The 26146-nt window shown below is 61.8% G+C and carries 25 protein-coding genes; 12 read left to right on the top strand and 13 right to left on the bottom strand.

The features are described 5' to 3' along the window. Window positions 1–36: 36 nt before the first annotated feature. From FFM81_RS24445 to FFM81_RS24435, 3 genes are all read right to left on the bottom strand, one after another. Window positions 37–1410: a PepSY-associated TM helix domain-containing protein gene (locus FFM81_RS24445; RefSeq protein ID WP_138384407.1), complete on the bottom strand. Its 1374-nt coding sequence runs from the start codon at window positions 1408–1410 to the stop codon at window positions 37–39. Window positions 1411–1491: 81 nt separating this feature from the next. Then, window positions 1492–1893 (bottom strand): DUF2946 family protein, encoded by a 402-nt coding sequence (locus tag FFM81_RS24440; protein ID WP_128399773.1) that lies wholly within the window; start codon window positions 1891–1893, stop codon window positions 1492–1494. An 85-nt stretch (window positions 1894–1978) separates the two neighbouring features. Next, window positions 1979–2473 carry an Lrp/AsnC family transcriptional regulator gene (locus FFM81_RS24435; protein WP_003572905.1) on the bottom strand — a complete coding sequence of 165 codons (495 nt, stop codon included), beginning with the start codon at window positions 2471–2473 and terminating at the stop codon, window positions 1979–1981. Between the two features lie 172 nt (window positions 2474–2645). Here FFM81_RS24435 and FFM81_RS24430 point away from each other — a divergent pair, with 172 nt between their 5' ends. Beyond that, on the top strand, window positions 2646–2852 hold the full coding sequence (locus FFM81_RS24430; RefSeq protein ID WP_097534714.1) for a hypothetical protein: 207 nt from the start codon (window positions 2646–2648) through the stop codon (window positions 2850–2852). A 28-nt stretch (window positions 2853–2880) separates the two neighbouring features. Next, complete coding sequence (gene putA, locus FFM81_RS24425; RefSeq protein ID WP_138384408.1) at window positions 2881–6588, top strand: trifunctional transcriptional regulator/proline dehydrogenase/L-glutamate gamma-semialdehyde dehydrogenase; 3708 nt, start codon at window positions 2881–2883, stop codon at window positions 6586–6588. Window positions 6589–6816: 228 nt separating this feature from the next. Here putA and FFM81_RS24420 read toward each other — a convergent pair whose 3' ends face one another. Next, window positions 6817–7668, bottom strand: a complete 852-nt coding sequence (locus FFM81_RS24420; protein WP_003572898.1) for a sugar phosphate isomerase/epimerase family protein — start codon at window positions 7666–7668, stop codon at window positions 6817–6819. Window positions 7669–7973: 305 nt separating this feature from the next. On the opposite strand from FFM81_RS24420, the gene FFM81_RS24415 reads away from it, so the two are divergent. From FFM81_RS24415 to FFM81_RS24400, 4 genes are read left to right on the top strand one after another with little or no spacing between them, the layout of a single operon-like run. Beyond that, window positions 7974–8864: a sugar phosphate isomerase/epimerase family protein gene (locus FFM81_RS24415; RefSeq protein WP_003572896.1), complete on the top strand. Its 891-nt coding sequence runs from the start codon at window positions 7974–7976 to the stop codon at window positions 8862–8864. A 46-nt stretch (window positions 8865–8910) separates the two neighbouring features. After that, window positions 8911–10080, top strand: a complete 1170-nt coding sequence (locus FFM81_RS24410; protein WP_003572894.1) for a mandelate racemase/muconate lactonizing enzyme family protein — start codon at window positions 8911–8913, stop codon at window positions 10078–10080. 2 nt (window positions 10081–10082) lie between these two features. Beyond that, a complete protein-coding gene (locus tag FFM81_RS24405; RefSeq protein WP_088930266.1) occupies window positions 10083–10775 on the top strand; it encodes a FadR/GntR family transcriptional regulator in 693 nt (230 codons plus the stop codon). A gap of 21 nt (window positions 10776–10796) precedes the next feature. Beyond that, window positions 10797–11771 carry an NAD(P)-dependent oxidoreductase gene (locus FFM81_RS24400; RefSeq protein ID WP_025418683.1) on the top strand — a complete coding sequence of 325 codons (975 nt, stop codon included), beginning with the start codon at window positions 10797–10799 and terminating at the stop codon, window positions 11769–11771. A gap of 79 nt (window positions 11772–11850) precedes the next feature. On the opposite strand, the gene FFM81_RS24395 is transcribed toward FFM81_RS24400, so the two are convergent. The 7 genes from FFM81_RS24395 to FFM81_RS24365 all read right to left on the bottom strand — a co-directional run bounded on the left by FFM81_RS24395 (window position 11851) and on the right by FFM81_RS24365 (window position 18554). Then, entirely contained in the window at window positions 11851–12927 is a 1077-nt protein-coding gene (locus FFM81_RS24395) for an ABC transporter ATP-binding protein (protein ID WP_128399745.1), read from the bottom strand. Then, window positions 12927–14036, bottom strand: a complete 1110-nt coding sequence (locus FFM81_RS24390; protein ID WP_003572883.1) for an ABC transporter ATP-binding protein — start codon at window positions 14034–14036, stop codon at window positions 12927–12929. The genes FFM81_RS24395 and FFM81_RS24390 overlap by 1 nt, the downstream gene beginning before the upstream one ends. Further along, window positions 14033–14236, bottom strand: a complete 204-nt coding sequence (locus tag FFM81_RS24385; RefSeq protein WP_003572881.1) for a hypothetical protein — start codon at window positions 14234–14236, stop codon at window positions 14033–14035. The genes FFM81_RS24390 and FFM81_RS24385 overlap by 4 nt, the downstream gene beginning before the upstream one ends. Next, the gene (locus tag FFM81_RS24380; protein WP_003572879.1) at window positions 14233–15192 is read right to left on the bottom strand and encodes a carbohydrate ABC transporter permease; all 960 of its coding nucleotides are present in this window, start codon (window positions 15190–15192) and stop codon (window positions 14233–14235) included. Before FFM81_RS24380 ends, FFM81_RS24385 begins: the two co-directional genes overlap by 4 nt. Before the next feature lies 1 nt (window position 15193). Then, the gene (locus FFM81_RS24375; RefSeq protein ID WP_003572877.1) at window positions 15194–16099 is read right to left on the bottom strand and encodes a carbohydrate ABC transporter permease; all 906 of its coding nucleotides are present in this window, start codon (window positions 16097–16099) and stop codon (window positions 15194–15196) included. A gap of 154 nt (window positions 16100–16253) precedes the next feature. Further along, window positions 16254–17564 carry an extracellular solute-binding protein gene (locus tag FFM81_RS24370; protein ID WP_138384409.1) on the bottom strand — a complete coding sequence of 437 codons (1311 nt, stop codon included), beginning with the start codon at window positions 17562–17564 and terminating at the stop codon, window positions 16254–16256. A 351-nt stretch (window positions 17565–17915) separates the two neighbouring features. Further along, window positions 17916–18554, bottom strand: a complete 639-nt coding sequence (locus tag FFM81_RS24365; RefSeq protein ID WP_025418686.1) for a TetR/AcrR family transcriptional regulator — start codon at window positions 18552–18554, stop codon at window positions 17916–17918. Between the two features lie 97 nt (window positions 18555–18651). Here FFM81_RS24365 and FFM81_RS24360 point away from each other — a divergent pair, with 97 nt between their 5' ends. The 4 genes from FFM81_RS24360 to FFM81_RS24345 are packed head-to-tail and all read left to right on the top strand — an operon-like array spanning window position 18652 to window position 22362. Then, window positions 18652–19848 (top strand): Tm-1-like ATP-binding domain-containing protein, encoded by a 1197-nt coding sequence (locus FFM81_RS24360; RefSeq protein ID WP_138384410.1) that lies wholly within the window; start codon window positions 18652–18654, stop codon window positions 19846–19848. Between the two features lie 11 nt (window positions 19849–19859). Next, window positions 19860–20702, top strand: coding sequence for a phosphoenolpyruvate hydrolase family protein (locus FFM81_RS24355; protein ID WP_003572873.1), 843 nt, complete (start codon window positions 19860–19862; stop codon window positions 20700–20702). A gap of 24 nt (window positions 20703–20726) precedes the next feature. After that, window positions 20727–21140, top strand: coding sequence for a cupin domain-containing protein (locus tag FFM81_RS24350; protein WP_003572872.1), 414 nt, complete (start codon window positions 20727–20729; stop codon window positions 21138–21140). 31 nt (window positions 21141–21171) lie between these two features. After that, complete coding sequence (locus FFM81_RS24345) at window positions 21172–22362, top strand: M24 family metallopeptidase (protein ID WP_138384411.1); 1191 nt, start codon at window positions 21172–21174, stop codon at window positions 22360–22362. 68 nt (window positions 22363–22430) lie between these two features. On the opposite strand, the gene FFM81_RS24340 is transcribed toward FFM81_RS24345, so the two are convergent. Both FFM81_RS24340 and FFM81_RS24335 read right to left on the bottom strand, forming a co-directional pair. Then, window positions 22431–23024 carry a DJ-1/PfpI family protein gene (locus FFM81_RS24340; protein WP_003572870.1) on the bottom strand — a complete coding sequence of 198 codons (594 nt, stop codon included), beginning with the start codon at window positions 23022–23024 and terminating at the stop codon, window positions 22431–22433. A 55-nt stretch (window positions 23025–23079) separates the two neighbouring features. Then, complete coding sequence (locus FFM81_RS24335) at window positions 23080–23778, bottom strand: GntR family transcriptional regulator (RefSeq protein WP_003572869.1); 699 nt, start codon at window positions 23776–23778, stop codon at window positions 23080–23082. A 96-nt stretch (window positions 23779–23874) separates the two neighbouring features. Here FFM81_RS24335 and FFM81_RS24330 point away from each other — a divergent pair, with 96 nt between their 5' ends. Together FFM81_RS24330 and FFM81_RS24325 are read left to right on the top strand one after the other, a co-directional pair. After that, a complete protein-coding gene (locus FFM81_RS24330; RefSeq protein ID WP_097534506.1) occupies window positions 23875–24909 on the top strand; it encodes an Ldh family oxidoreductase in 1035 nt (344 codons plus the stop codon). Next, entirely contained in the window at window positions 24906–26135 is a 1230-nt protein-coding gene (locus FFM81_RS24325; RefSeq protein WP_138384412.1) for an iron-containing alcohol dehydrogenase, read from the top strand. Before FFM81_RS24330 ends, FFM81_RS24325 begins: the two co-directional genes overlap by 4 nt. Window positions 26136–26146: the final 11 nt, after the last annotated feature.

The following is a 26146-nucleotide window of genomic DNA, read 5'->3' as shown; positions in this document are numbered from 1 at the left end:
CGAGGGGCGGGTGCGATCGTCTTCATCGGCACATCCTCAAGCGAAGGCACGCCGAAGCAGTGGGATCGTGCGAATGATGGCCTGGTCGGCCGCGATCATCAGCAGGATGGCCAGACCGGTCAGCGGAAACGCCAGGGCGAAGACGGCCGCGATGGTCCTTAGGCCGATGTAAACCGATCGCCGCGGCGGCAGCGGCGGAACCCCCACACGTCCGGACGGGCGCCGCTTCCACCACATGACGACGCCGGTCACGCAGGAAAGAATGATCGCCAGGCAGGTGGCGAGCATCAGGAATTGATTGGCGCGACCGAATTCGCGCCCCTGGTGGACGTTGATGCCCCACTCGATGGCTTTTCCGAGAATCGGATACTGGCCGTAGGAGATGTCGACGAGCGGCTTGCCGGAATATTGGTCGATGTGGATAGTCCGCTCCTTGGCGAGATCATCGGGATAGATCGCCGCCGAATAGACGCCGGTTTCACCGGAAGGCATGGCAAGGTCGAAACCGCGCGTCAGACCGGCAGCCTTTGCGATCTCGACGGCCCTGTTCAGGCCGATCGGCTTGTTCGATCGGGCGGCGGCAAGGTCGGAGAGCGGGACTGGAGCCTGTTCGACGCTCCAGCCGACCACAGGCAGGATGTCCTGGGTAACCTTCTCAGATTTCGGCACATTGTCCCAGAGTTGCGTGGGATAGCCTAGGCCATGGCTTCCGAGCCAGGCCTGCACGTTGGAACCCCAGTAGCCCGACCACGGCATTCCGGTGATCGCCAGGAAGAAGATCAGAATGCCTGCGAAGGCACCGGTGACGGCATGCAGGTCACGCCAGAAGACACGTCGGGCCGGCGTGCCGCGGACGGTGACGACGCCGCCCGTCTGGCGGCGCGGCCACCATAGATAGATGCCGGTCACGACAAGCACCATGGCGAATCCGCCGGCAATCTCGATCAGCTTGTTTGGAAAGCCCCCAAACAAAGCAAGACTATGGATACGCTTGACGACGTAGTTGAACTCTTCGGTCGAGCCGACCGTATCAAGAATCTTGCCGCTATAGGGATCGATGAAGACGAGCGTGGAACCGCCATTGCCTGACACCGTGACGATGGCCGAGCGCTCAGGCGTTGCCGGGTCCTTGTAGGAGGTGACAGCTGAGCCAGGGACGGCGGCCGTCGCGATCTCCGTCAGCTTTTCCGGCGCCAGCGGTTGACCTGAAGCGACGACGTCATAGCGATAGGCGAAGACGCTTTCGTTGATCTCGTTCTTGAAGAGATAGAGCGAGCCGGTGATTGCGAGGTTCAGCAGGAAGGGGACGACGAGAAGTCCGGCGAAAAAGTGCCAGCGCCAGATGGCGCGATAAAGCGAGACGCCGGATGCGGCGTTTTCCGCCGGAGCGGCGGAGGTGATTGTCGACATGATGAAATTCCGGATCCGTGGCCGCTGGCAAAGGCGCGGCCGAATACAAAGGGCGCGCCTCAGCGGGGCTTATGCGCGGGTTCAGGTCAGGATCGGATCGGAAGGAGGGGCTCTGGGACCGGTGTTGGGCGGGTAAATTTGCCGACGGAAGGCTTCGATGCGGATCGGAAGATCCACCCGAACGGAAAATGCGACGGCTTTCCCGGCGATGTCTGCAGGAGGCGGCAGGAGGACGGAAGCGCTGATCCGGCAGGCTTCGCAGCCATGATTGTGCAGCTTGTGATCGGTGCCCGTGTTGCCTTCGTCGTCGGCAACAGTGACGCATAGCGTGGGTAGCGTCCCGTCCGGAAGCACATATTCGGCAAGGTTAACGGGGTCGGCCGCGATCGCCGGGGCCTGGTGCGCAAATCCGACAGACACGAGTGCGATGGCGCACAGAATGCGCACCAGCCATTTTCCGGTCATGTCCAAACGACTTTGCATGGTTCCCCCGCCATCCGGCGTGAAAACGTTGATAATGCTGCCGAGCCGAAAGCTCAATGCGGCAATGTAGCCGCAGGGTCAATGATCACGAAAGGCTTGAACCGAACTTGTCCCAGCCTTCCTTGATCGTCTCCATCGCGACGTTGGTCGAGGTGTTGGCAACGTGGGGCAGCGTCGAGATGCGCTCGCCGAGAACGCGGCGGTAGCGGCCGATGTCGCGGGTGCGGATCTTCAGGAGGTAGTCGAACCTGCCGGCGATCATGTGGCATTCCTCGACTTCCCTGATCTTCTTGATGGCGTCGTTGAAGCTTTTCAGCGCCGCCTCACGGGTGTCGGAGAGCTTCACCTCGACGAAAGCGATGTGGTCGAGCTGCATTTTCGCTGGATTGAGGACCGCCTTGAAGCCTTCGATATAGCCATCGTTGATCAGCCGTTTGAAGCGCAACTGGCAGGGCGTCTTCGAGAGGCCGACCCGTGCCGCCAGATCGGTGATCGACAGCCTGCCGTCCTCGGCGAGCGCCGCGAGGATCTTTCTGTCGAATTGGTCCAATTCACTAAAGACGTCAGGTTCTGTGGTCATTTGAACTTTCCGTGGTCTGTTTATAAGTTCATACAGCTTGAAAACTGGCAAAATCAAGTGAGATCGCGATTTGCGGCTGTGGTAGATTATGCGTCGGCAATGGGAGGAAGGCGTAAGCGCCTCGCGCATTGTCGGGATCGGCAGCGGCGCCGCACCAAAAGGGGGATCACAGATGTACGAGAAACAAGCGGGTGACGATCTGAAACCCGATTTGCTGGTTCACTACAGGCCGGTGGCGATAAGAGCGGTTGCCGCGGCATTCACCCTCAAGCGCGACAAGCCGGATGCGCGCCCGCTTCGCGAGACGGAATATTCCGGCCCCGCTTTTATGGACGATGCGCTCTGGGACGACGAGCCCAGTGTTCCATTTATCCGTTAGACGAAACATTCATTGATCAGGGACTCCCATGTTGAACGCAGCGATCGACCCCGCATCCTCCAATGATCCCGCCGGCAGTGCGCCGTTTGCCGCCTTTGCCCCGCCGATCCGGCCGCAATCCGAACTTCGCCAGGCGATCACGGCCGCTTATCGCCGCCCGGAAACCGAATGTTTGCCGCCGCTGGTTGCGGCCGCGCGCGTCTCCGAGGCGAAGCGCTATGACATTCGCAGCACCGCCCGGACGCTGATCGAAGCGTTGAGAGCCAAGCACAAGGGCACCGGCGTCGAAGGGCTGGTGCAGGAATATTCGCTTTCCAGCCAGGAAGGTGTCGCGCTGATGTGCCTTGCCGAAGCGCTGCTGCGCATTCCCGATACGGACACCCGTGATGCGCTGATCCGCGATAAGATCTCCGAGGGCAACTGGACCTCTCATATCGGCGGCGGTAAATCCATGTTCGTCAACGCCGCCACCTGGGGCCTCGTCGTCACCGGTAAGTTGACTTCGACGGTCAACGACCGCAGCCTGTCGGCGGCGCTGACGCGGCTGATCGCGCGCGCCGGCGAGCCGGTCATCCGTCGCGGCGTCGATATGGCGATGCGCATGATGGGCGAGCAGTTCGTCACCGGCGAAACGATCGAGGAGGCGCTGAAGCGCGCCCGGCCGCTCGAAGCGCGCGGTTTCCGCTATTCCTACGACATGCTGGGCGAGGCCGCGACAACGGCCGCCGACGCTGAACGTTATTTCAAGGATTACGAAAAGGCGATCCACGCCATCGGCAAGGCGTCGGATGGGCGCGGCATCTATGACGGACCTGGCATTTCGATCAAGCTTTCGGCCCTGCATCCTCGCTACGCGAGGGCGCAGGCCGGCCGGGTGATGGGCGAGCTGCTGCCGAAGGTCAAGGCGCTCGCCATTCTCGCCAAGTCCTATGACATCGGTCTCAACATCGACGCCGAAGAGGCCGACCGGCTGGAGCTTTCGCTCGATCTGCTCGAAGAGCTCTGCTTTGCCCCCGATCTCGCCGGATGGAACGGGCTGGGCTTCGTCGTCCAGGCCTATGGCAAGCGCTGCCCCTTCGTGCTTGATTATGTTATCGATCTTGCGCGTCGTTCAGGGCGCCGGGTCATGCTGCGTCTGGTCAAGGGCGCTTATTGGGATGCGGAAATCAAGCGCGCCCAGCTCGACGGTCTCGACGACTATCCGGTCTATACCCGCAAGATCTATACCGACGTCGCCTATATCGCCTGCGCCCGCAAGCTGCTTGCCGCCCCCGATGCCGTCTTCCCGCAGTTTGCCAGCCACAATGCCCAGACGCTGGCTGCGATCTATCATCTCGCCGGTCCCGATTTCACCGTCGGCAAATACGAGTTCCAGTGCCTGCACGGCATGGGCGAACCGCTCTATGATGAGGTCGTCGGCAAGGAAAAGCTCGATCGGCCCTGCCGCATCTATGCGCCTGTGGGAACGCATGAGACGCTGCTCGCCTATCTGGTCCGGCGTCTCCTGGAAAACGGCGCCAATTCCTCCTTCGTGCACCGTATCTCCGATCCGAATGTCTCGGTCGAGGCGCTGATCGCCGATCCCGCTGAGACCGTCGCCGCCATGCCGGTCGTCGGCGCCCCCCACGCGCAGATCGCTTCGCCGAAGGCGCTTTACGGCAGTGCGCGCGCCAATTCGGACGGCCTCGATCTGTCGAATGAGGCGACCCTTTCCGATCTGGCGCAGGTGCTCGCCGCCTCTGCCGCAAGTCCATGGCATGCGCTGCCGATTCTGGCCGATGGCTCGACGGATGGCGTGACGCGTGACGTCCTCAATCCCGCCGATCACCGCGACGTCGTCGGCACGGTCACCGAGCTGAGGGTCGAAGACGCCGCCCGGATCGTTGCGATGGCTGCCGAGCATGCGCCGCAATGGGCCGCCGTGCCACCGGGCGAGCGTGCAGCGTGCCTGGAGCGGGCCGCCGACATCATGCAGGCCCGCATCAAGACGCTGATGGGCATCATCATGCGCGAGACCGGCAAATCTGCGGCCAATGCCGTCGGCGAAGTGCGTGAGGCGATCGACTTCCTGCGTTATTACGCCGAACAGGCGCGCAAGACCCTCGGGCCGTCTCATGCGCCCCTCGGTCCCATCGTCTGCATCAGCCCGTGGAATTTTCCGCTGGCGATTTTCACCGGGCAGGTTGCCGCCGCTCTGGTGGCCGGCAATCCCGTGCTTGCCAAGCCTGCCGGTGTTACGCCGATCATCGCCTCGGAGAGTGTCAAGATCCTCCACGAGGCGGGCGTGCCTGTGGGCGCCCTGCAGTTCGTGCCCGGCAGCGGCCGCCTCGGTGCCGGCATGGTTGGCGCTGTCGGAACGGCAGGCGTCATGTTCACCGGCTCGACCGAAGTTGCCCGCATGATCCAGGCGCAGTTGGCCGAGCGGCTGTCTTCGACCGGAAAGCCGATCCCGCTGATTGCCGAAACCGGCGGGCAGAACGGGATGATCGTCGACTCCTCGGCCCTGGCCGAACAGGTGGTGGCCGACGTCATTGCCTCGGCTTTCGACAGCGCCGGCCAGCGCTGCTCGGCGCTCCGTGTTCTCTGCCTGCAGGACGATGTGGCCGACCGGACCCTCAACATGCTGAAGGGCGCCTTCCGCGAGCTGGCGATCGGCCGCACCGACCGACTGAGCATCGATGTCGGCCCTGTCATCAACGATGGCGCAAAGGCCGAGATCGACGAGCATATCGAGCAGATGCGCGGCCTCGGCCGCAAGGTGGATCAGCTGCCATTGCCCGAAAGTGCTGGGGCGGGGACGTTCGTTCCGCCGACGATCATCGAGATCAAGTCCCTGTCGGATCTGACGCGGGAAATCTTCGGGCCGGTCCTGCATGTCGTCCGCTTCAAGCGAAACGGCCTCGACCGGCTGATCGACGATATCAACGCATCGGGCTACGGCCTCACATTCGGGCTTCACACCCGGCTTGACGAAACAATCGCGCATGTGACGAGCCGCATCAAGGCCGGCAACCTCTACGTCAACCGCAACATCATCGGTGCTGTCGTCGGCGTGCAGCCTTTCGGTGGCCGCGGCCTGTCGGGCACCGGTCCGAAGGCCGGCGGTCCGCTCTATATCGGCCGGCTGGTGCAGCGGGCTCCGGTGCCGCCGCAGCAGGATTCCATTCATACCGACCTCGCCCTTCGCGATTATATCGTCTGGCTCGACAAGAAGGGCTTGCCAGCCGAAGGGGAAGCGGCGCGCGGATATGCGAGCCGCTCGGCGCTTGGGCTTGAGCGCGAGCTCACCGGTCCGGTCGGCGAACGCAATCTTTACGCGCTCCATCCCCGCGGCCGCATTCTTGTCGTGCCGCAGACCGAAACCGGGCTCTATCGCCAGATCGCAGCAGCGTTGTCCACGGGCAACCACATCGTCGTGGACGCCGGCTCCCTTCCGAAATCGACCTTGGCGGATCTGCCGGCGGCCGTCGCCAGCCGGGTCTCCTGGACGTCGGATTGGGAAAAGGACGGGCCGTTCTCCGGCGCACTCGTCGAGGGAGATCGCGACAGGGTTCAGGCGGTCAATAAAAGGATCGCGGCTCTGCCCGGTCCGCTTCTACTGGTGCAGGCGGCATCGAGCGAGGAATTGGCGAGCGATCCCGAGGCCTATTGCCTGAACTGGCTGCTGGAGGAGGTGTCGACGTCGATCAACACCGCAGCAGCCGGCGGCAATGCAAGCCTGATGAAGATCGGCTGAGTGACGGGACAAAAGGCCTCCAAATGGGCCCTCGTCGGCACATATGCGGCTTGATGTGCGAAAGCGTTGGCCAGCAGCAGGCCGGCACAACGAGGTTGCCCTGGTCTGAGCAAAGGGCGGTCTTTCCTATGCGGTATGGCCGTCGGTATTCACCTGACAGCTTGGCCCCGTCTGCGCTCTCCCCTGCGGGCAGTCTGCGGGATTTGGACGAGGTGGGCCAGTTGATGGTCATGCCGCTGCGCGCCATCCGTCGCGGATAAGGCGGTAGCCTTCGCGATAGACCGATTCAGGTGTCTCGGAGAAGTCGCGCCAGACCTTTGTCGCGGCGGCAAGCTCCTTGAGGGCGCGACCGAACGCCTCGATTGTCAACCATCCATCGTAACCGCTTGCGCGCAGCGCCCCGAATGTTTCCGCCCATGGAATGTTGCCACGCCCTGGTACGCCGCGGTCGTTCTCCGAAATATGGACATGCACGATGCGTTCACTGTTTCGCGTGAAGGCGCCGATCGGATCGGCTTCTTCGATATTGCTGTGGAAGGTGTCGTACATGGCGCGGATATTCGGATGTCCTATTGAGTCGATATGGCTCGCAAGGTCGTCCATCGTGTTGAACAGATAACATTCGAAGCGGTTGAGCGCCTCAAGTCCGATGGTCACGCCATGTTTTGCTGCATGATCGCCGATCGCACGTTGCGAGGAAATTGAACGCTTGAGTTCAGCCGCGGTCGGCCCACTGCCAGAAAATTTTCCGAGCGTCGAATGTAGCGGCCCGCTCAGCATCGTTGCGCCCAGGGCATCGCTGCAGTCGATTGCCCATTTCACGTAGTCGATGCCACGCCTGCGGGTTGCGGCGTCGGGAGCGATCAGGTTCATCTCGGAGTCGCCAATGGCGGAGACGGCGGTTCGTTCCAGGCCGAGCCGGTCCAGCAAGGTTCCCAGCCGCCGGTAGTCGTCCAGTGTGCCCGAAAAGACGGGGATTTCGACGCCATCGAACCCCGTCGCCTTAATATCGCGTAACAGTGCCTCGTGACTGCGGTCGACGCTTGTCGTCCAGAGGAACATGCACATGCCGATCTTCATTTCTCTCCCCTCGGCTTGCGGCCACTACGTCGGCGACATCAGCGGCGTTCCCAAATCTGGTCATACCAAAAATGCGAAACTAGTCAAGCCGCCGCGCGGCCACGCGGAAGGTCAGATTTCGAATTAACCTGCAAAATTCGGCGAAAAATCTGGTCATAGCAAGGGAATTCCAGGGTTATGAGGCCGCCTTGCAGAGGCTGGGAATTTGCGTTAGACCTTTCAGATAATAACAATTGGCCAAACCAGATTGCCAGAGATAGGGTGGCGTTTTGACGCCAAATGACGCAACCGTCTAGGAGGACCCCATGCATCTTTCGACGCACAACTGGATGCGGGCTGAACCGCTCGCTGTGACGCTGAGGCGTATCAAGAAATACGGCTACGAGAGCATCGAGATTTCCGGCGAGCCGACACAATACGACGTAAAGGACACCCGTGCCCTGCTGAAGGAGCACGGCATCCGCTGTTGGGGCGCTGTTACGCTGACGCTCGGCGAGCGAAATCTTGCTGCCCGGGATGAAGGGCAGCGCGCCAAGTCGGTCGACTATGTCAAGAGCGTTATCACCATGGTCAGCGAGCTCGAGGGCGAGATCCTCACGCTTGTGCCGGCGACCGTCGGCAAGGTGGTGCCGGATGGAACAGAGGAGGAGGAGTGGGCATGGGTGGTGGATGCCACGAGGGAGTGTTTTGCCCATGCCCAAAAGAGGGGCGTGCGCATTGCCGTCGAGCCGCTCAACCGTTTCGAGACCTATTTCTTCAACCGTGCCGCCCAAGCGCTGGCGCTCGCCGATGCCGTCAGCCCCGAATGCGGGGTCTGCCTGGATGCCTTCCACCTGAACATCGAAGAAGAAGACATGTATGAGGCGATCCGGCTCGCCGGAAAGCGCCTGTTCGACTTCCACGTCGCCGATAACAATCGTTTCGCCGCCGGCCTCGGCCACCTCGACTGGCCGAAGATCATCGGCACGCTGAAGGAGATCGGTTACGACGGTGCCGTCACCAACGAATTCGTCGCTCCGGTTGACCGGACGCCTGCCACCAAATATCCCGACATGGTCGAGCGCAACCCCGTCGACATCCCCCCGGAACAGCTGAAATTTATCCAGGACCACGGCTCGAGCCTGCTCACCGAGAAATTCTACGACGATCAGATGCGGATCACCGCCGAGACGATCCTGCCACTGATCAAGCAATGAACGGGCATACATATGCGGGCGGCCGGGAGGAGCGGGGATCCGAGACATGCGTATCAAGACCGTAGAGGCATGGTGGGTTAAGATTCCCATCGAGCCGAGCCGTCAGCACCGCAGTGACTTCGGCCGGCTGACGACCTTCGATAGTGCGATCCTGCGGATCGAAACGAACGATGGCATCGTGGGTTGGGGAGAGGGCAAGAATGCCGCGGGCAGTGCGGGCAGCTATGGCACGCTGGTGCACATGATCAATCACGAGGTAGGGCCGAAACTCATCGGCCGCGATCCTGCCGACATCTCCAGCATATGGGAGATGCTCTATAACGGCGTACGCCACGAGACGGCGGCGACTTCGGGTCACGCGATGCCGGAGATGGCGCGGCGCGGCCTTTCCGTCGCGGCAATTAGCGCGGTTGATATCGCACTCTGGGACATTCTCGGCAAGTCGCTCGGCGTCCCGGTCTGGAAGCTGCTGGGTGGCCGCAAGGCCGACAGGTTGCCCGCCTATGCCTCGGGTGGTTGGGAGAGCGCGGAGAGGATCGGCGAGCAGCTCCGGTCCTATATTGCGGCCGGCGGTTTCAAGTCAGTCAAGATGCGCGTTGGCGCGATGGATCGTGCGCCGCATGTCTCGGCAGCGCGCGTGCGTGCGGCTCGCAAAGCGGTCGGCCCCGACGTCGACTTGATGGTCGATGCGCACGGCACCTATACTGTTGCCGAAGCGAAGCGCTTCATCCAGATGGTTGCGGACTGCGATCTCGCCTGGTTCGAGGAGCCGGTGATCGCCGATGACAAGCCCGGCATGGCGGAGGTTCGCGCGGCTGGGAACGTGCCGATCGCTGCCGGCGAGAGCGAGGCGACGCGTTTTGCCTTCCGAGATCTTGCGATGCTCCGGGCCGCCGACATATTCCAGCCCGATCCGGCCTTCTGCGGTGGCATTACGGAAGCGATGCGCATCAGTTCGCTCGCAAGCGCCTTCAACCTGCGTTTCGCACCGCATCTTTGGGCCGGGGCGCCCTGCTTCTTTTCTGGTCTGCACTTGTGCGCGGCCTCTCCGGCAAGTTTTATCATTGAATATTCCCTTGGCGCAAATCCGATGATCCATGATCTCGTCGAGGACACTGTGTCTGTAAAGGACGGTATGATAGAGATCCCGGACAGACCTGGCCTGGGCTTCACGATCAATCAGCGGGTCCTGGAGACTCACGCGCAAAGACAGTGACGATGAAAGAAAATTCCCTCCTCTCCGATCTCGCGGCCTATCTTTTCTCGAACTCGAGCGACAACGGTCGCACGCCATCGGAGCGCGAGCTTGCGGAGCATTTCACCGTCAGCCGGGGACAGATTCGCGAGGCACTGGCGATCCTGGAGGCAATGCGCATCGTCGAGCGCCGAGCCAAGTCGGGCATCTATCTGACGACCACGGAGGCGAGCGTGGAGGCAATGGCGCTTTTTGCCCGCGCCGGCGTTCCGCTTGATCCCATCCTGATCTACGAGACCGTGGAGCTTCGCAAGATCCATGAGATCAAGGCCGCGGAACTTGCCTGCAATCGGGCGACGGAGGAGAATTACAGGCGCTTGCGCGATATACTCGCCGCGTCCGAGGCGAAGCTTGCCGCGGGCGAGGGGCTGGCGCGCGAGGACCGCGATTTCCATCTGGAGATCGTCCGAGCCACCAAGAACAGCGTCTTTTATCGGGTGTGCAGCGTCTATTACGTCATGGGCGAGCACCGGCTGCCGATTTATTTTGCCGATTCCGCCCGAAGCCGGCGCTCGCACGAGGAGCATATTCGCATCTACGAGGCGCTGCTTGCCCGAGACGGCAATCTCGCCCAGGCGCTGATGAGCGCGCATCTTCAAGGTGCGGAAAGCTATTGGAAGGGGCTTATCGGCGGGCCAGCGACAGCGGCTGGATAGGCGCAACCGGCGGGGAGGTCGATGAGCTTCATCTTTTCCACACATCCCCTGCACCCCGCGGCCAAGGCCATGCTTGAGGGGGCGGGTGATCTGCGGGTGGCTTCGGCGCCCGAACCCGAAACCTTGCTGCGAGAAGGGCGCGGCGCCGGTATCGTCGTAGTGCGGGCGCCGATCCCGCCGGCCTTCTTCGAGGATGCGCCGGCGCTTCGCGCGGCGATCCGCCATGGTGCAGGCCTCGACATGGTGCCAATGGAGGCGGCGACCCGCGCCGGCGTGCTTGTCGCCAACGTCCCGGGCGCCAATGCCTCGACTGTCGCCGAGCACGTCTTCCTCGTGACACTGGCCCTGCTTCGGCGCTTCCGCCTGATGGACCGCGAACTGCGTCAGAACGGCTGGGTGGCGGGCCGCGCCCAATCGGACGCGGCCGTCGACCTCGCCGGCCGCACCATGGGCATCGTCGGCATGGGCAATGTCGGCAAGGCGATCTTCCAGATCGCGAAATTCGGTTTCGGCCTGGAGGTGGTCGCCACCAGCCGGTCGCCGGAAAGCGTGCCGGACGGCGTGCGTTTCCTGACGATAGATGAGCTTGTTGCGACGGCCGACATCGTGGTGCTCTGCTGCCCGTTGACGCCGGAGACGACCGGCTTGCTCAATGCCGGTCGCATCGGGCGCATGAAGCCCGCGGCCATTCTGGTCAACGTCTCGCGCGGCCCCGTGATCGATGATGCGGCGTTGATCGAGGCGCTGCGCGATGGCCGCATCGGCGGAGCAGCGCTCGACGTCTTCGCAACGCAGCCGCTGCCGCTCGACCATCCCTATTTCGGCTTTGACAACGTCATCGTCACGCCGCATCTCGCCGGTCTGACGGAAGAGAGCATGATGCGCATGGGAACAGGCGCGGCGAGCGAAGCCCTGCGCGTCATCAAGGGCGACTTGCCCGTTAATTTGCGCAATCCCGAAGTGGTAGAACATTACCGCCGGCGCTTTCCCGCATAGCGCCTCGTCGCGACAACTCGAAACGCTCGCTGCCCCTGCCGTGCCGCCGAGACCGCTGGCATCCTTCGGACCGATCAGGTCAGCCCGCGTGCCGCAGGCTGACGCCGCTTCCGGCGTCAAACAGCACGACCCTTTCCGGATTCCACGAAAAGCGAACCTCATCCTCGATCCGCAGCACCGTCTGTGTCGGTACGGTCGCGTGGATGAACTTCTCTCCGGTGCGCAGCGTCACGATCTTTTCGACGCCATGGTTTTCCACGTCGTGCACCCGTGCTTCCCCTGGCGCGCCGCTGTCGAGGAAGATGTCCTCCGGGCGGATGCCGAAGGTGAGCGGACGGCCGTCCGTCGCGCTTGCGTGGCCGTTGCCGAACGGCAGCCGATAGCCCTCGGCGGCCACCGCCTCGCCGCCGGCGAGCGTGCCGGTGATCAGGTTCATCGGCGGTGAACCGACGGCGCGCGCGACGAAGGTGTTGACCGGATTCCGGTAGATCTCCTGCGGTGTTCCGGTCTGCACCAGCTGACCGTTGTTCAGGACGCCGATCTTGTCGCCCATCGACATGGCCTCGATCTGGTCGTGGGTGACGAAGAGGAAGGTGGCGCCGAGGTTCATCTGCAGGTTCTTCAACTCCGTGCGGAGTGCTTCGCGAAGCTTCGCGTCGAGCGCCGAAAGCGGCTCGTCCATCAGGAAGACCCGCGGCTTGCGCACGATGGCACGGCCGATCGATACGCGCTGCATCTCGCCTCCCGACAGCCGGTCAGTCTTGCGGTCGAGCAGATGCTCGATGCGCAGGGTCTTCGCAACCCGAGCGACGCGTTCCTTGATTTCCTCTGGCTCAATGCGGCGGATACGGGATTTTAATGGAAATTCCAGGTTCTCCCGCACCGTATAGCGCGGGTAAAGCGAGTATTGCTGGAGCACCAGGGCCACGTCGCGCTCGGCGGCACCCCAGTCGGCGACGTCCTGTCCGTCGATGAAGATCTGGCCCGCGGTCGGCTTCTCAAGACCGGCGATCAGGCGCAGCGTCGTCGTCTTGCCGGCGCCGGTCTGCCCGAGCAGCACGAAGAACTCGCCGTCAGCAATGTCGATGTTCAAGTTTTTCAGCGCCGTGTGGCTGCCGAAGGTCTTGGTGATGCCCTTGAGTTCGATATGCGCCATCAGAGTCTGATCCCCAGCGACGAGCCGGTCGCCGTGTTGAAGAAATGTGCCTGGGCGGGGTCGATGCGTGCCCAGACGGCTTCGCCGGGACCAGGCACGAAACCGCTCTTGGTCCGTGCCCTGATCATCTGCTGGCCGACCTTCAGGTCCACGATGTCGTGGGAGCCGAGTGGCTCGATAATATGCGCCTCGACCGGCACGAAGCCCTGACGTGCCTCCCGTGAAACGATCACGCCCTCAGGCCGCACCCCGAGTGTCAGCTTGCCGTTCTCGGCCCTTGCGTCGGAGAGGCGGTTAGCCAGCACGGCGGGGAACTCGAAGCCGGTCGTCCCGTCGCCGACCTGCACGCTGGTATGGCTGCCCGTTTCGCTGACGGTTGCCGGCGCCATGTTCATGACCGGGCTTCCGACGAACTGGGCGACGAACGTGTTGGCGGGTTGCGCGTAAACCTCTTCCGGCGTGCCGACTTGCTGAAGGATGCCCTCGTGCATGATGACGATGCGGTCGGCGAGCGACATGGCCTCCACCTGATCATGCGTTACGTAGATCGTGGTTGAACCCTGCTTGATGTGCAGACGCTTGATTTCCGCCCGCATCTCCTCGCGCAGCTTCGCGTCCAGCGCACCGATCGGCTCGTCCATCAGCATGGCCTTTGGCCGTCGCACCAGCGCACGGCCGATCGCGACACGTTGCATATCGCCGCCTGACAGCGCCGAAGGCTTGCGAGACAGCAACTCGGTGATGCGCAGAACCGCGGCGATTTCCCGGACCGCCTTATCGACATCGGCGCGGCTCATCCGGGTGGCCCGGAGCGGGAAGGCGATGTTCTCGTAGACCGTCATGTGCGGATAGAGCGAGAAGGATTGGAACACCATGGCGATGTCCCTGCCGGATGCTTTGATATGCTTGACCGGCTGCCCGTCGATCAGAATGTCGCCTTCGTCGATCGTCTCCAGGCCCGCGACGGCGCGCAATGTCGTCGTCTTGCCGCAGCCCGATTGTCCGAGCAGCACGATGAACTCGTTATCGGCAATGGCGAGATTAAGGTCTTTGATGACCTGGACGGCACCGAAATATTTCTGGATAGCGCGAAGCTCGATCTGCGTCATGACTGGCTGCCTTCGTCTGGACGTGCGTCCCGGGGGATTTTGGTCGTCACCATGAAGGCGATCAGTCCGACGAGCGTCATCGTCATGCCGTAGCGGTGCAGAAACAGGTTCCAGGGCTGGCAGAGCGCGACGATCCCCAAGATCATCAGATACTGCGAACCAGGTTCGAGATATTTCTGGTTAAGGGCGCGCAAGGTCATTTGCGGATCGCTCCGAAGCTCATGCCGCGCAGGAGATGGTTCCTGAGCAGGAAGGTGAAGATCGCGACCGGTAGCAGGAACAGGAACGTACCGGCCGCAATGACCGTCCAATCCGGCAGGCCGGAGCCGACCTGGCTCGGAATGAAGGGTGGAGCGGTTTGCGCCCGCCGGTTCGTCATGATCAGCGCAAATGCATATTCGTTCCAGGCCGTGATGAAGCAGAAGACCGCGGTCGCGGCGATCCCCGTCGCCGCTTCCGGGATGACGATCTTGAAAAACGCCTCCATTCGCGTGTAGCCGTCGACCAGCGCGGCCTCCTCGTATTCCTTTGGAATTTCGTCGATGAAACCCTTCATCAGCCAAACGGAGAAGGAAAGATTGAAGGCCGTGTAGAGGATGATGAGGCCCCAATGCGTGTCGTTGAGGCCAACGGCGCGGTACATCAGGAACATCGGGATTGCCACGACGACGGGCGGCAGCATGCGCGTCGACAAGATGAAGAAGAGAAGGTCAGCCTCCCCTTTTACTCGGAAGCGTGAGAAACCATAGGCGGTGAAGGTTCCCATGCCGACTGCCAGGACCGTTGAGGTGATGGCGACGATCAGCGAGTTCATGAAGCGGTTCGGATAGCCGGATGGCTGCACCTCGCCGCGGCCGGAGCGGACGATCTTCTCACCACCGTCGAACACCATCCGCTCCCACCAGGGGGCGGCGGCATATTCTTCGGGGGTCGGCACGCCACGCAGCTGCGAGCGCTTGGTGAAGAGCTTCACGAAAGGCGAGAGCTCCGGCTCGAAGAGCACCGTCGGCGGAATGGTTGTGGCGAGGTTGCGCGGCTTGAAGGCTGTCGAGGTGATCCAGTAGATCGGCGCCAGGAAAATCAGCGTAATGACAAGTACGGCGGCGATTGCGACCCGGTTCAGCGCGCGTTCGGAGCGGGTTTGGACGGCGGCCATCTCAGCGCTCCTTCACTTTGTTGAGGTACTTGACGTAGATATTGGTGATGGCGAGAACCATGATGAGAACGATGTAGGCGAGTGCGCAGGAGCGCCCCGTCTGCCACTCCTGGAAGGCCATTTTGTAGAGCCGGATGGAGATCACCTCAGTCGTCGGCTGGCTGGTCAGGATGTAGGCGAGGTCGAAAGTCTTGAAGGCTTCCATCGTACGGAAGATGATTGCGATCATCAGGATCGGCGCCACAAGAGGGAGCGTGATGCGGAAGAAGGTATAGAACGGTCCTGCCCGGTCGATCGCCGCTGCCTCGTAGAGATGCTTTGGCACGGCCGAAAGGCCGGCGAGCGACAGCAGCATCACGAAGGGCGACCACATCCAGATGTCAGTGATGGCGACCGCATAAAGCGCGACATTCGGATTCGACAGCCACTCGAAGGAGCCGAGGCCGAGTGTGTAGTTGATGATGCCGAAGGACGGATCGTAGAGCAGCTTCCAGAAAAGACCGACCACTGCCATCGATAGCATCATCGGCAGCAGCAGCAATGTCGTCAGAAGACCCTTCAGCGGGATATCGCGGTTAAGGAGCATCGCCGTGCCGAAGCCAACGATCACCTGCCCCGTAACAGAGACGATCACATATTTTGCGGTGATGGCGAAATTCGACCAGATGAACGGGTCGTTCAGCAACTCGCGGTAGTTCTGCAGGCCGACGAAGTTGGCTGGTGCGTTCGACGAGGCGCGGAAGTCGGTGAAGGAATAGCCGAGCGAATAGATCAGCGGAAAGATGTTGAAGACGATCAGAAACAGGATCGTCGGGATGATGAAGAGATTACGAATCCGGATGTCGCTCATGCCGCGGGATGCGGCGCGCGTTTTCGTGTCCAGCGATGTCATGACTACGGTGGCCAATCCTCTCCTCCTTCGAGAGTTCGGCGCTGGATGCCGGAAGGCATCACGATGCGCGAAGTTGATGCCGGGCGCCGCGCCCTCTCGAACCGCGCACTTCGGCGCGGAGATGCAGAATGATGTTGGAGGGGCGGCGAGGCCCCTCCACTGGCGCTTGCTATTTGTTGCGTTTGTACTTCTCGAACGTCGCGTTCCAGTCCGCTGCCAGAGAATCCAGCACTTGCTTCGCCGTGCCTTGGCCGGCGGTGACGAAGGGGTAAACGCGCTGGTTCATCTGGATTAGCAATTCGGCATATTCAGGCGTTGCCCAGAAGTCCTTGACCTTGAACATGGTCTCGTAGAAGGCCTTGTTATACGGTGTCGCATTCTGAAATTCGGGAGATTCAAGCACCTTGGCGCTTGCTGTGTAGCCGCCGAGTTCGGCCCAGCGCTTCTGGGTCTCGTCCTTGATGAACCATTCGAGGAATTTCATCGCCTCTTCCTGGTTTTTTGAGTAGGAGATGACCGATATGCCTTGTCCGCCGAGTGCTGCGAACTGCTCGCCATTGGGGCCTGCCGGATTGGCGAAGAAGCCGGTAACCTTGGCATTCGGGTTCGAGGCCTCATTCACCAGAGCAGGGAAGAAGGCGAAATAATTCATGCTCATCGCGGCCAGGTTTTCGGTAATCGCCTGGTTGTTCTCGACGAAGAAGGACTTGGCCCAGCCTGGAGGCGTAAAACCGTAGAGCTCGCGATACAACTCAAGCGCTTTGACGTTCTTCTCCGAGTTGATGATACCGTCAACCTTGTAGTTCTGGTAATCGCCGAGTTCGCCTCCAAACGAGAAGATCGCGTTCTCGACACCCATGACGAGCCCGTCGTAAGAATTATCGGTGTAGATGGCGATGCCGTAGCGCTTCTGGTCTGGACGGTGGAAGAACTCGGCGATGTCGCGCATCTGGGCCCAGGTCTTCGGCGGGGCGAGATCGTAACCGTATTTCGCCTTGAACGCCTCCATCTCCTTGGGATCTTCGAACCAGTCCTTGCGATAGGACCAGCCGACGGCGTCACCCTCTGCAGGAATTGACCAGTACTTCTTCGAGTTGGCCGGATACTCGGAGTAGTATTTCACAGTTGCGGGAGCCATCACCTGCGTCAGATTGTGCTTGGTGAAAAAATCGGTCAGATCGACGTAATGTCCTGCTTCCGACGCCGCCCCGATCCACTGGCTGTCGCCGACGACCAGGTCATAGGCTGAGCCCTTTGCGTTGAATTCGGTGAAGGCCTTGGTCTGAAAGTCGGCCCATGGGGTGGTCTCGACAGTGACCTTGACGCCGGTTTCAGCCTCGTATTCGTTTGCAAGTTCCTGAAGGTAATTTGCCGGGTCCCACTCTGCCCAGAAAATCGTCAGTTCCTGGCCCTGTGCGGACGTTCCGCAGGCCCACATCAATCCGACACCGGCAACGAGACCGGTCATAGTTTTGCGCATAACGTTTCCTCCCATTTATGCACGCTTCCCGCGCCGTCGCGGGCCTCCCGATCTGGCTTCTTGATCCTCCTGGGTGGTTTTCGTGCCGAGGTCCTCCCAGACCCGTGGCGCGTTTCAGATCTCAAGCCTGAATATTATTTCCTGATCTGGTAGTACCAATTGCCATTATCGTCAAGGGCGACACTTGCAGAGCTTTATCAACTGCAAATCTTCCAGACTTCCGGATATCTGCCTGTAACTGCGGATCCGCTGCTTTAGTCTCGTCACGCGCTCTCACATATTTCATCGCCACAACGACCACAATACTAGCGACATCGCTGCAGCTGGTCGAACCAGTTAGCGACCACCGTGTCATGCTTTGCTCTCCGCCTGCCGTAACGCGCTATCAACGAGCGCCTTGGCGGCCCACTCGGCAACAGACTGCGCGCTTTCGGAGGTCAGGCCCCAGATATCCTTCAACACGATCAGCACCTCGACGCCGAAAACAAGCGAAAGCGCCTGCGCAAGGCGTTCCCGGGATTCGGGCGGCACGGTGCCCTGCAGGGGGGCCGTCACGCATTTCAGAAGGTCGACCCGGTGGCCGCGCTTGAACAGCGGTTCGTTGCCGAGCGTTCCCGCCTGGCGCTGCGCCCATTGGTCCAGTGAGAGTTTCAACGCAGCCTTGAAGGTGGCCTCGAATTCGTCGATGCGCGGCATCGCGGTCGCCAATAGGTCGGCAACGCGGGTGCGAGCATCAGGACTGTCGGACGACCAGCCGAGTATCGGTCCCAGAGCCTCATCGACCACGGCATGCACGAGCGCGGCCTGGCTCGGAAAGTAACGATAGGCTGTCGCGCGCGAGACTTCGGCGGCCTCGGCTACTTCGCTTACGGACGGAGTGATGCCGGACTGCATGAGCCGCGTAGCTGTTTCGAGCATTAGTTTTCGCGTGCGAGCACGCGGCCCTCGCTCGGTCCTCGCTGTTTCGTTCTGTTGACGTGAGACATCCATATCTTTATGATACGCGCGTCTCACGAATTTGCAAGGGCACATCGCGCCCCCCGACGTGAGATATGCCTGGAGGAGCCCAACCGGTCTCGGAGGGGAAATGAAGCAGATCTACGTGGTCGGCACTGCTGACACGAAGGGCGAGGAGCTTGCCTATCTCGCCGCCTGCATCGAGGCAGCGGGCGGGGCGGTTACGCGCGTGGACGTCGGCATCCGTGAGCCTCGGACCGCCGTCGATGTGGCGGCTGACAAGGTTGCCGCTTGCCATCCCGACGGTGCTGGAGCCGTCCTTGCCTGTGAGGACCGCGGAAGGGCGGTCGAAGCGATGGGCGTTGCCTTCGCGCGCTTCCTCGTGGAGCGCCAGGACATCGCCGGCATCATCGGTATCGGCGGAGGCGGGGGCACCTCGATCATCACTGCAGGCATGCGCCAATTGCGGCTCGGCCTGCCAAAGATCATGGTTTCGACGCTCGCCTCCGGCGATGTTGCTCCCTATATCGATGTTTCCGACATCGTGATGATGCCGTCGGTCACGGACATGGCGGGCCTGAACCGGCTCAGCCGGGTCATCCTTCACAACGCCGCCCAGGCGATCACCGCCATGTCACGCCGGCCGGCTGAGGTGACTGCATCCAAACCGGCGCTCGGGCTTACTATGTTCGGCGTGACCACATCTGCCGTATCGGCCATGGTTGAGCGCCTGCGGGCAGACTATGACTGCTTGGTCTTCCACGCGACCGGAACGGGCGGCCGTGCGATGGAGAAGCTTGCCGACAGCGGTCTGATCTCTGGCGTGCTTGACATCACGACGACCGAGGTCTGCGACCTGCTCTTCGGAGGCGTCTTGCCGGCCACCTCAAACCGTTTCGATGCGATTGCCCGCGCGGGCTTGCCCTATGTCGGTTCGGTCGGCGCCCTCGACATGGTGAACTTCTGGGCTCCGGAGACCGTCCCGGAACGCTATGCTGGCCGGCTGTTTTACAGCCACAACCCGAACGTCACCTTGATGCGCACGACCTCGGGCGAATGCGCACAGATTGGCCGCTGGATCGGCGACAAGCTCAATCTCTGTAACGGCCCCGTGCGCTTCCTCATTCCCGAGAAGGGTGTTTCAGCCCTCGACATCGAAGGCGGTCCGTTCTTCGATCCGCAAGCCGACGCCGCGCTTTTTGCCGCGCTCGAGGCGACGGTGAAGCCGACGGCATCGCGACGTATTATTCGCCTGCCGCTCCATATCAACGACCCGCACTTCGCCGAGGCCGCCGTCGCGGCTTATCGCGACATCGCCAACCCCTGAGAGACAAATCGATGCCAGCCATACCGCGCAAGACCATCCTCGAAAAATTTCACGGCATGACCGCAGCCGGCGTGCCGATCGTCGGCGGCGGCGCCGGCACCGGCATCTCCGCCAAGGCCGAGGAGGCAGGCGGCATCGACCTCATCATTATCTACAATTCCGGGCGCTACCGCATGGCGGGGCGCGGTTCGGCGGCCGGGCTGTTGGCCTATGGCAATGCCAACGAGATTGTGAAGGACATGGCGCTCGAAGTGTTGCCGGTCGTAAAAAAGACGCCGGTTCTCGCCGGCGTCAACGGCACGGACCCCTTCGTCCTGATGCCGCGCTTCCTCGCCGACCTCAAGGCAATGGGCTTTTCAGGTGTACAGAATTTCCCCACGATCGGCCTCTTCGACGGCCGGATGCGGCAGAGTTTCGAGGAGACGGGTATGAGCTACGATCTGGAGGTCGAGATGATAGCCACCGCGCATGGGCTCGACCTGCTGACGACGCCCTATGTCTTCAACGAGAGTGAGGCTATCGCCATGACCGTCGCAGGCGCCGACATTGTCGTTGCGCATATGGGGGTGACGACAGGCGGCACGATCGGCGCCACATCCGGCAAGTCGCTCGATGACTGCATCGATGAGATCGCTGCGATCGCCAAGGCGGCGCGGTCCGTGCGCGACGACGTCATCGTGCTCTGTCACGGCGGCCCCATCTCCATGCCGGAGGATGCGCGTTATGTCCTCGAGCGCTGTGCTGGCTGCCACGGTTTTTACGGTGCAAGCTCGATGGAGCGACTGCCGGCAGAGGCGGCAATCCGCAAGCAGACGGAAGATTTCAAGGCGCTCGCGATCGGTGCGGTCGTCTGAGGAAGGTCATGGAAGGGCCGATTCATGGTAAAGGACAAATACTTTAACTATCCGCAGGATGTAAGCGTCTTCGGTTTCGACTGGGGCAAGCTGTCGCTAACCGTGGCGCCCGAGGTCAATGGCGCCAGGCGCTTTTCCGGCGGGGTCGTCGAACTGCCAAGTGGCGAGGGCCATTCGCGCCACAACCATCCGGGCGCTGAGGAAATCATCTTTGTGATTTCCGGCGAGGGCGAGCAGATGGTCGAGGACGAGAACGGCAATCCGATGACGCGAAAGGTCGCCAGCGGCTGCACGATCTATGTTCCTGAAAGTCGCTTTCATTCGACGAAGAACACTGGCGAAGGGCCGATGCTCCTGTTCGTCGTCTACTCACCGGCGGGGCCGGAGCTTGCGCTTCGCGATTTGCCGGACTTCCGCCTGCTGCCGCAGGACATTTGAGGCAGGCATCCATTTTGTGGGAGGAAAGACAATGAACGACAATGCAGGGCAGACAATGCAGGCCGCCGTGGCGCCGTTCGATACGTCCGAGCTCGACCGCCTCATGGAGGAGGCCGGTATCGACGTCCTGATCGCCACTTCCAAACACAACACGCAATATCTGCTGGGCGGATACAAGTTCATCTTCTTCGCCGCCATGGATGCCATCGGGCATAGCCGGTACCTGCCGATGGTGATTTATGAGAAAGGCGCACCTGATCACTCGGCCTATGTGGGGAACCGCATGGAGGGTGCAGAGCACCAGAACAATCCATTCTGGACACCAGCCGTGCATACGGCGACATGGGGCACGCAGGATGCAGCCGGACTGGCCGCCGAGCACCTGAAGAAAATCGGCAAGGCCGGTGGGAGCATCGGCATCGAGCCGGCCTTCCTACCGTCCGATGCCCGTGATGTCCTTACCTCTCGGCTGGATGGCGCGCGGTTTGCCGATGCCACACATGTGTTGGAGCGGCTGAGGGCCGTCAAGACGCCGGATGAACTGGCAAAGCTCAGACGCGCCTCCGAACTGATCACCGACTCGATGCTGGCGACGATCGCCGCGGCCTGCGCCGGCTCGACTAAGCTGGAGATCATCGAGCAACTGCGACGGGAGGAAACGAACCGAGAGCTGCACTTCGAATATTGCCTGCTGACGCTCGGCGCCAGCCACAATCGCGCCGGCTCGCCGCAGGCCTGGGCCGAGGGCGAGATTCTGTCGATCGATTCCGGCGGCAACTATCACGGATATATCGGCGACCTCTGCCGCATGGGCGTGCTCGGCGAGCCGGATGCGGAACTGGAGGATCTTCTGGCCGAAGTAGAATGCATCCAGCAAGCGGCCTTCGCCAAGGTCAGGGCAGGGGTTGCGGGCCGTGAAATGATCGTGGCGGCGGAAGCTGAGCTCAAGGCCTCGCCGTCGGCGGCCTTCACCGACTTCTTCTGCCATGGCATGGGCCTCATCAGCCACGAAGCGCCGTTCCTCATGACGAACCACCCCGTCGCCTATGAGGGCATTGATGCCGACAAGCCGCTGCAAGCCGGCAGTGTGATCTCGGTCGAGACGACGATGCTTCACCCGAAGCGCGGTTTCATCAAGCTGGAGGATACGCTCGCGATCACCGACAGGGGCTATGAAATGTTCGGCGACCGTGGCCGCGGCTGGAACCGCGGCGGAGTCTGATTGCAGGCCAGCGTAATCAAATGCCCGGCCGACTTCAATGCCGGGCATTGTTTCTGGGCGCCGTCGTCTCAGGTGTGGCGGATCTCCGTTCCCAGCACCTTCAGGCATTCGCGCATGAAGGCGGCGAGCGCTGTCCAACCCTTGGCCGAGACCATCGTCCCGTCGACATAGGCTTCTGTCGGCGAGAGGTCGATGTAGGTTCCGCCCGCCAGCGTCACCTCGGGTTCGCAGGCCCCAAGCGCACCCACCTTCCTTCCGCGGACGACACCATCGACTGCGATCAGGATCTGAACCCCGTGGCAGATGGTGAAAATCGGCTTCCGCTGCTCATGGAAGTGACGCACCATTGCCTGCACCCGTTTGTCAGTGCGGATATATTCAGGTCCGCGTCCGCCAGCGCAGTAGACGGCATGATACTGATCGAGCTGGTCCTCCGCTTCAGAAAAGGTCTTGTTTATGGTGACGTTGTGTCCGAGTTTTTCGGTGTAGGTCTGATCTCCCTCGAAGTCGTGCAGCGACGTCCTGAGGATGTCGCCCGCCCTCTTGTCCGGGCATACGACGTGCACCGTGTGCCCGACCGCCTCCATCGCCTGCTGAAATACGAAGATTTCGTACTCCTCGGTGAAATCGCCGGTGAGCATCAGGATTTTCTTGCCTGCCATGGATTCTCCTCCTCGTTGTCAGATCGGGCAGGCACTCTCTTGCCTGCGGGTTGAATCAGATGTCGTCGAACGCCGGTAACAGCCGGTCGCGCGAATGTTCGATGTGGATGCGCATTGCGTTGCTAGCAGCGCGGGAGTCGCGCGCCACGAAGGCGTCGAGTAGCGTCTGATGCTCGCCGAGTGCCTCCTCCGTGACGCGGCGATGAAACATTAGGCGGAAGATGTGGAAATGTGTGTGCTGGAATGCCAGCGTCTCTCGGATCAACTCGTTACCAGCAAACTCCATGATGCGGTCGTGGAAAATAGCGTCCATGCGGGCGAAGGCCGAATAATTCGCCCGCTCGTCCCTATCGTCGCTACGTGTCATCACACCTGCGGCTTCCGTGAGCATGGCCAGCTTTTCGTCGGTCATCGCCTGTGCCGCCTTCGCAGCACCGGCAGGTTCCAGCAGCAGACGAAGTTCATAGAGTTCATCGAAGCGACGACGCGTAATCTGGTGCGCTGCACGGAAGCCGACGAGATGCTGCTTGACGACGAGGCCTTCGCCCTCAAGCCGGCCGAGAGCTTCGCGGATCGGGGTATGGGAGACGTTGAACTCCCTGACCAGGTTGTCGACCGTGATGCGCTCGCCCGGCGCGATCTTCAACGACATGAGCTGGTTGAAGATTGCCTCGTAGACGTCGACGGCCAGGCTATTGGCACGCTGGATCTGGGCCGTTCCCGTTGAAGGTTCTCTAAGTCGCGTCGAAATCATCTGATGCCTTGCCTCTTGACAGGTTCAATCGCTAGCACGATGCTGCGTTCAAGACAATCCTATATCCTATACGATTTAATATAGGGAGGAAAAACCATGCGACTTTCCGAAGCGGCAGCCCTTGCGCTTGCCACCCGCCTGCTGGAAGAGCATGGCGCCACGCGTGACCATGCGGCGCTGCAGGCTCGCGTCCTGGTAACGGCCGAGATGAAGGGGCACCCCTCCCATGGCCTGTGCCGGCTTCCGCGCCTCGTCGAAAGGATGGAGCGCGGTCTCATCGACCCACAGACGAAGGGAACGCAGCGCTGGCGGGCGGATGCGGTGCTGGAGGTTGAGGGATCGGCGGGGCTTGGCCCCATCGTCGCCATGGCCGCGATCGAGCGGTTGGCGCCTCACATTCCTGATCTTGGCATCGGCCTGGTCGCCGTGCGCAATGCGAACCATCTCGGCATGCTCGCGCATTATGTCGAGGCCATCGCTGCGATGGGTTTGGTCGGCATCGCGCTCTCATCGAGCGAGGCGTTGGTTCATCCTTTTGGCGGTACACAGGCTATGCTTGGCACCAATCCCATCGCCATTGGCGTTCCGACCGCCGAGGACCCTCTCGTGCTCGACCTTGCCACCAGCATCGTGCCGATGGGCAGGATCCATCATCACGCGGCGACCGGCAGGCCCATTCCAGATGGATGGGCGCTTGATGCGGCCGGCAAGCCGACGACAGATCCGAAGCGTGCCAAGGCCGGCGCGATTGCACCCTTCGGCGATGCGAAGGGGTATGGCCTCGGCATTGCCATCGAGCTGCTGGTGGCGGCTCTTGCAGGCTCTGCGCTCGCAACGGAGGTGCACGGCACGCTCGACAGCCAGTCCCCATGCAACAAGGGCGACGTCTTCATCTTGATCGAGCCTAGCCTAGCGCCCGGCCTTCCGACGCGGCTGTCAGCCTATCTCGCTGCGGTGCGTGCCTCGCCATCCAAGGTGGCCGGAGAACCGGTGCTCGTCCCCGGGGATCGTGCCCGTCAGCGGCGTGCGGCCGCCAGCCGCAATGGTTTTGAGATCAACCAGAGCCTTTGGGAAGACCTCAACGCGCTTTCCCCCTCCCGCATTCTGGTCTTCGAGGGACAAAGATCATGAGCCTGTTTGCCGCCTTGAGGCTGCCGCGGGAAATCCTGTTTGGTATCGGCCAGCGCCATGCGCTAGCGAGCGTCGCGAGCAGGACCGGCCGGCGCGCTCTCGTCTGCACGGACGCGCGTTTTGCCGCAACGCCCGTCTTCGCGGAAATGATCGCTGCCGTCAAAGCAGCCGGCATTGGCGTCGTAGTGCATGACCAGACGCTGCCGGACGTGCCACGCGATACTGTCGCCATTTGCGTAGACGCCGCGCGTGGCTTCGAGCCAGATATGGTGATCGGGATTGGCGGTGGCAGTTGCCTCGACATGGCGAAATGCGCCTCGCTCCTGCTCGCTCATGGCGGCGCGCTCGCTGATTATTATGGTGAGTTCAAGGTGCCTGCACCGGTTCTGCCGGTCATCGCTGTGCCGACCACGGCAGGCACCGGTTCCGAGGTAACGCCGGTTGCGGTTGTTTCTGATCCCGACCGTATCCTGAAGGTTGGAATTTCCAGCCCGTATCTCATCGCCGCAGCGGCGATCTGTGACCCCGAACTCACCTTGTCCTGCCCGCCTGGGCTCACGGCGGTTGCCGGTGCAGATGCGTTGACGCATGCCATCGAGGCGTTCACGGCGAAACGCCGCCCCGGCGATCCGGAGCTTGCGCAGCAGCATGTCTTTATCGGCAAGAGCGACCTCACCGATCAGTTCGCGCTGTATGCTATCCGGCTCCTCAGCCGGAGCTTGGAAAAGGCTTTCACCGACGGTTCGGATGTCGATGCGCGCGCTGATGTGATGATGGGCGCGCTCGCAGCCGGCTGCGCCTTCGGAACCGCGGGCACCGCCGCAGCCCATGCGGTGCAATATCCGGTCGGCGCCCTGACGCATACGCCGCATGGGCTCGGGGTGGCGACCATGCTTCCCTATGTGATGACATTTAATCGCCGCGTCGCAGCCGCGGAAATCGCCGCCGTCGGTCGGGCGCTCGGTCTCGATCCCGAGGGAGTAGAGAACGACGAGATACTCGCCGGTGCCGCAATCGCCGAGGTGAGACGCCTGTTTGCCGCGATCGGCATTGCGCCAACGCTCGCCAGGCTCGGCCTTCCCGAAGACCGGATCGATTGGGCGGCCGGGGAGGCCCTCGGCATCAGCCGGCTGATCAAGAACAACCCACGCCCCCTCGATTCGGCCGCCATGCGCGGCCTGGTTCGGGCCGCCTATGACGGCGACCCGGCCGCTTCTGCTCTCTAACCTGGGAAATC

The organism is Rhizobium hidalgonense (assembly GCF_005862185.2).
Lineage (GTDB): Bacteria > Pseudomonadota > Alphaproteobacteria > Rhizobiales > Rhizobiaceae > Rhizobium > Rhizobium hidalgonense.
The sequence above is the reverse complement of the archived record's forward strand: the minus strand, read 5'-3'. Positions and strand labels throughout refer to the sequence as shown.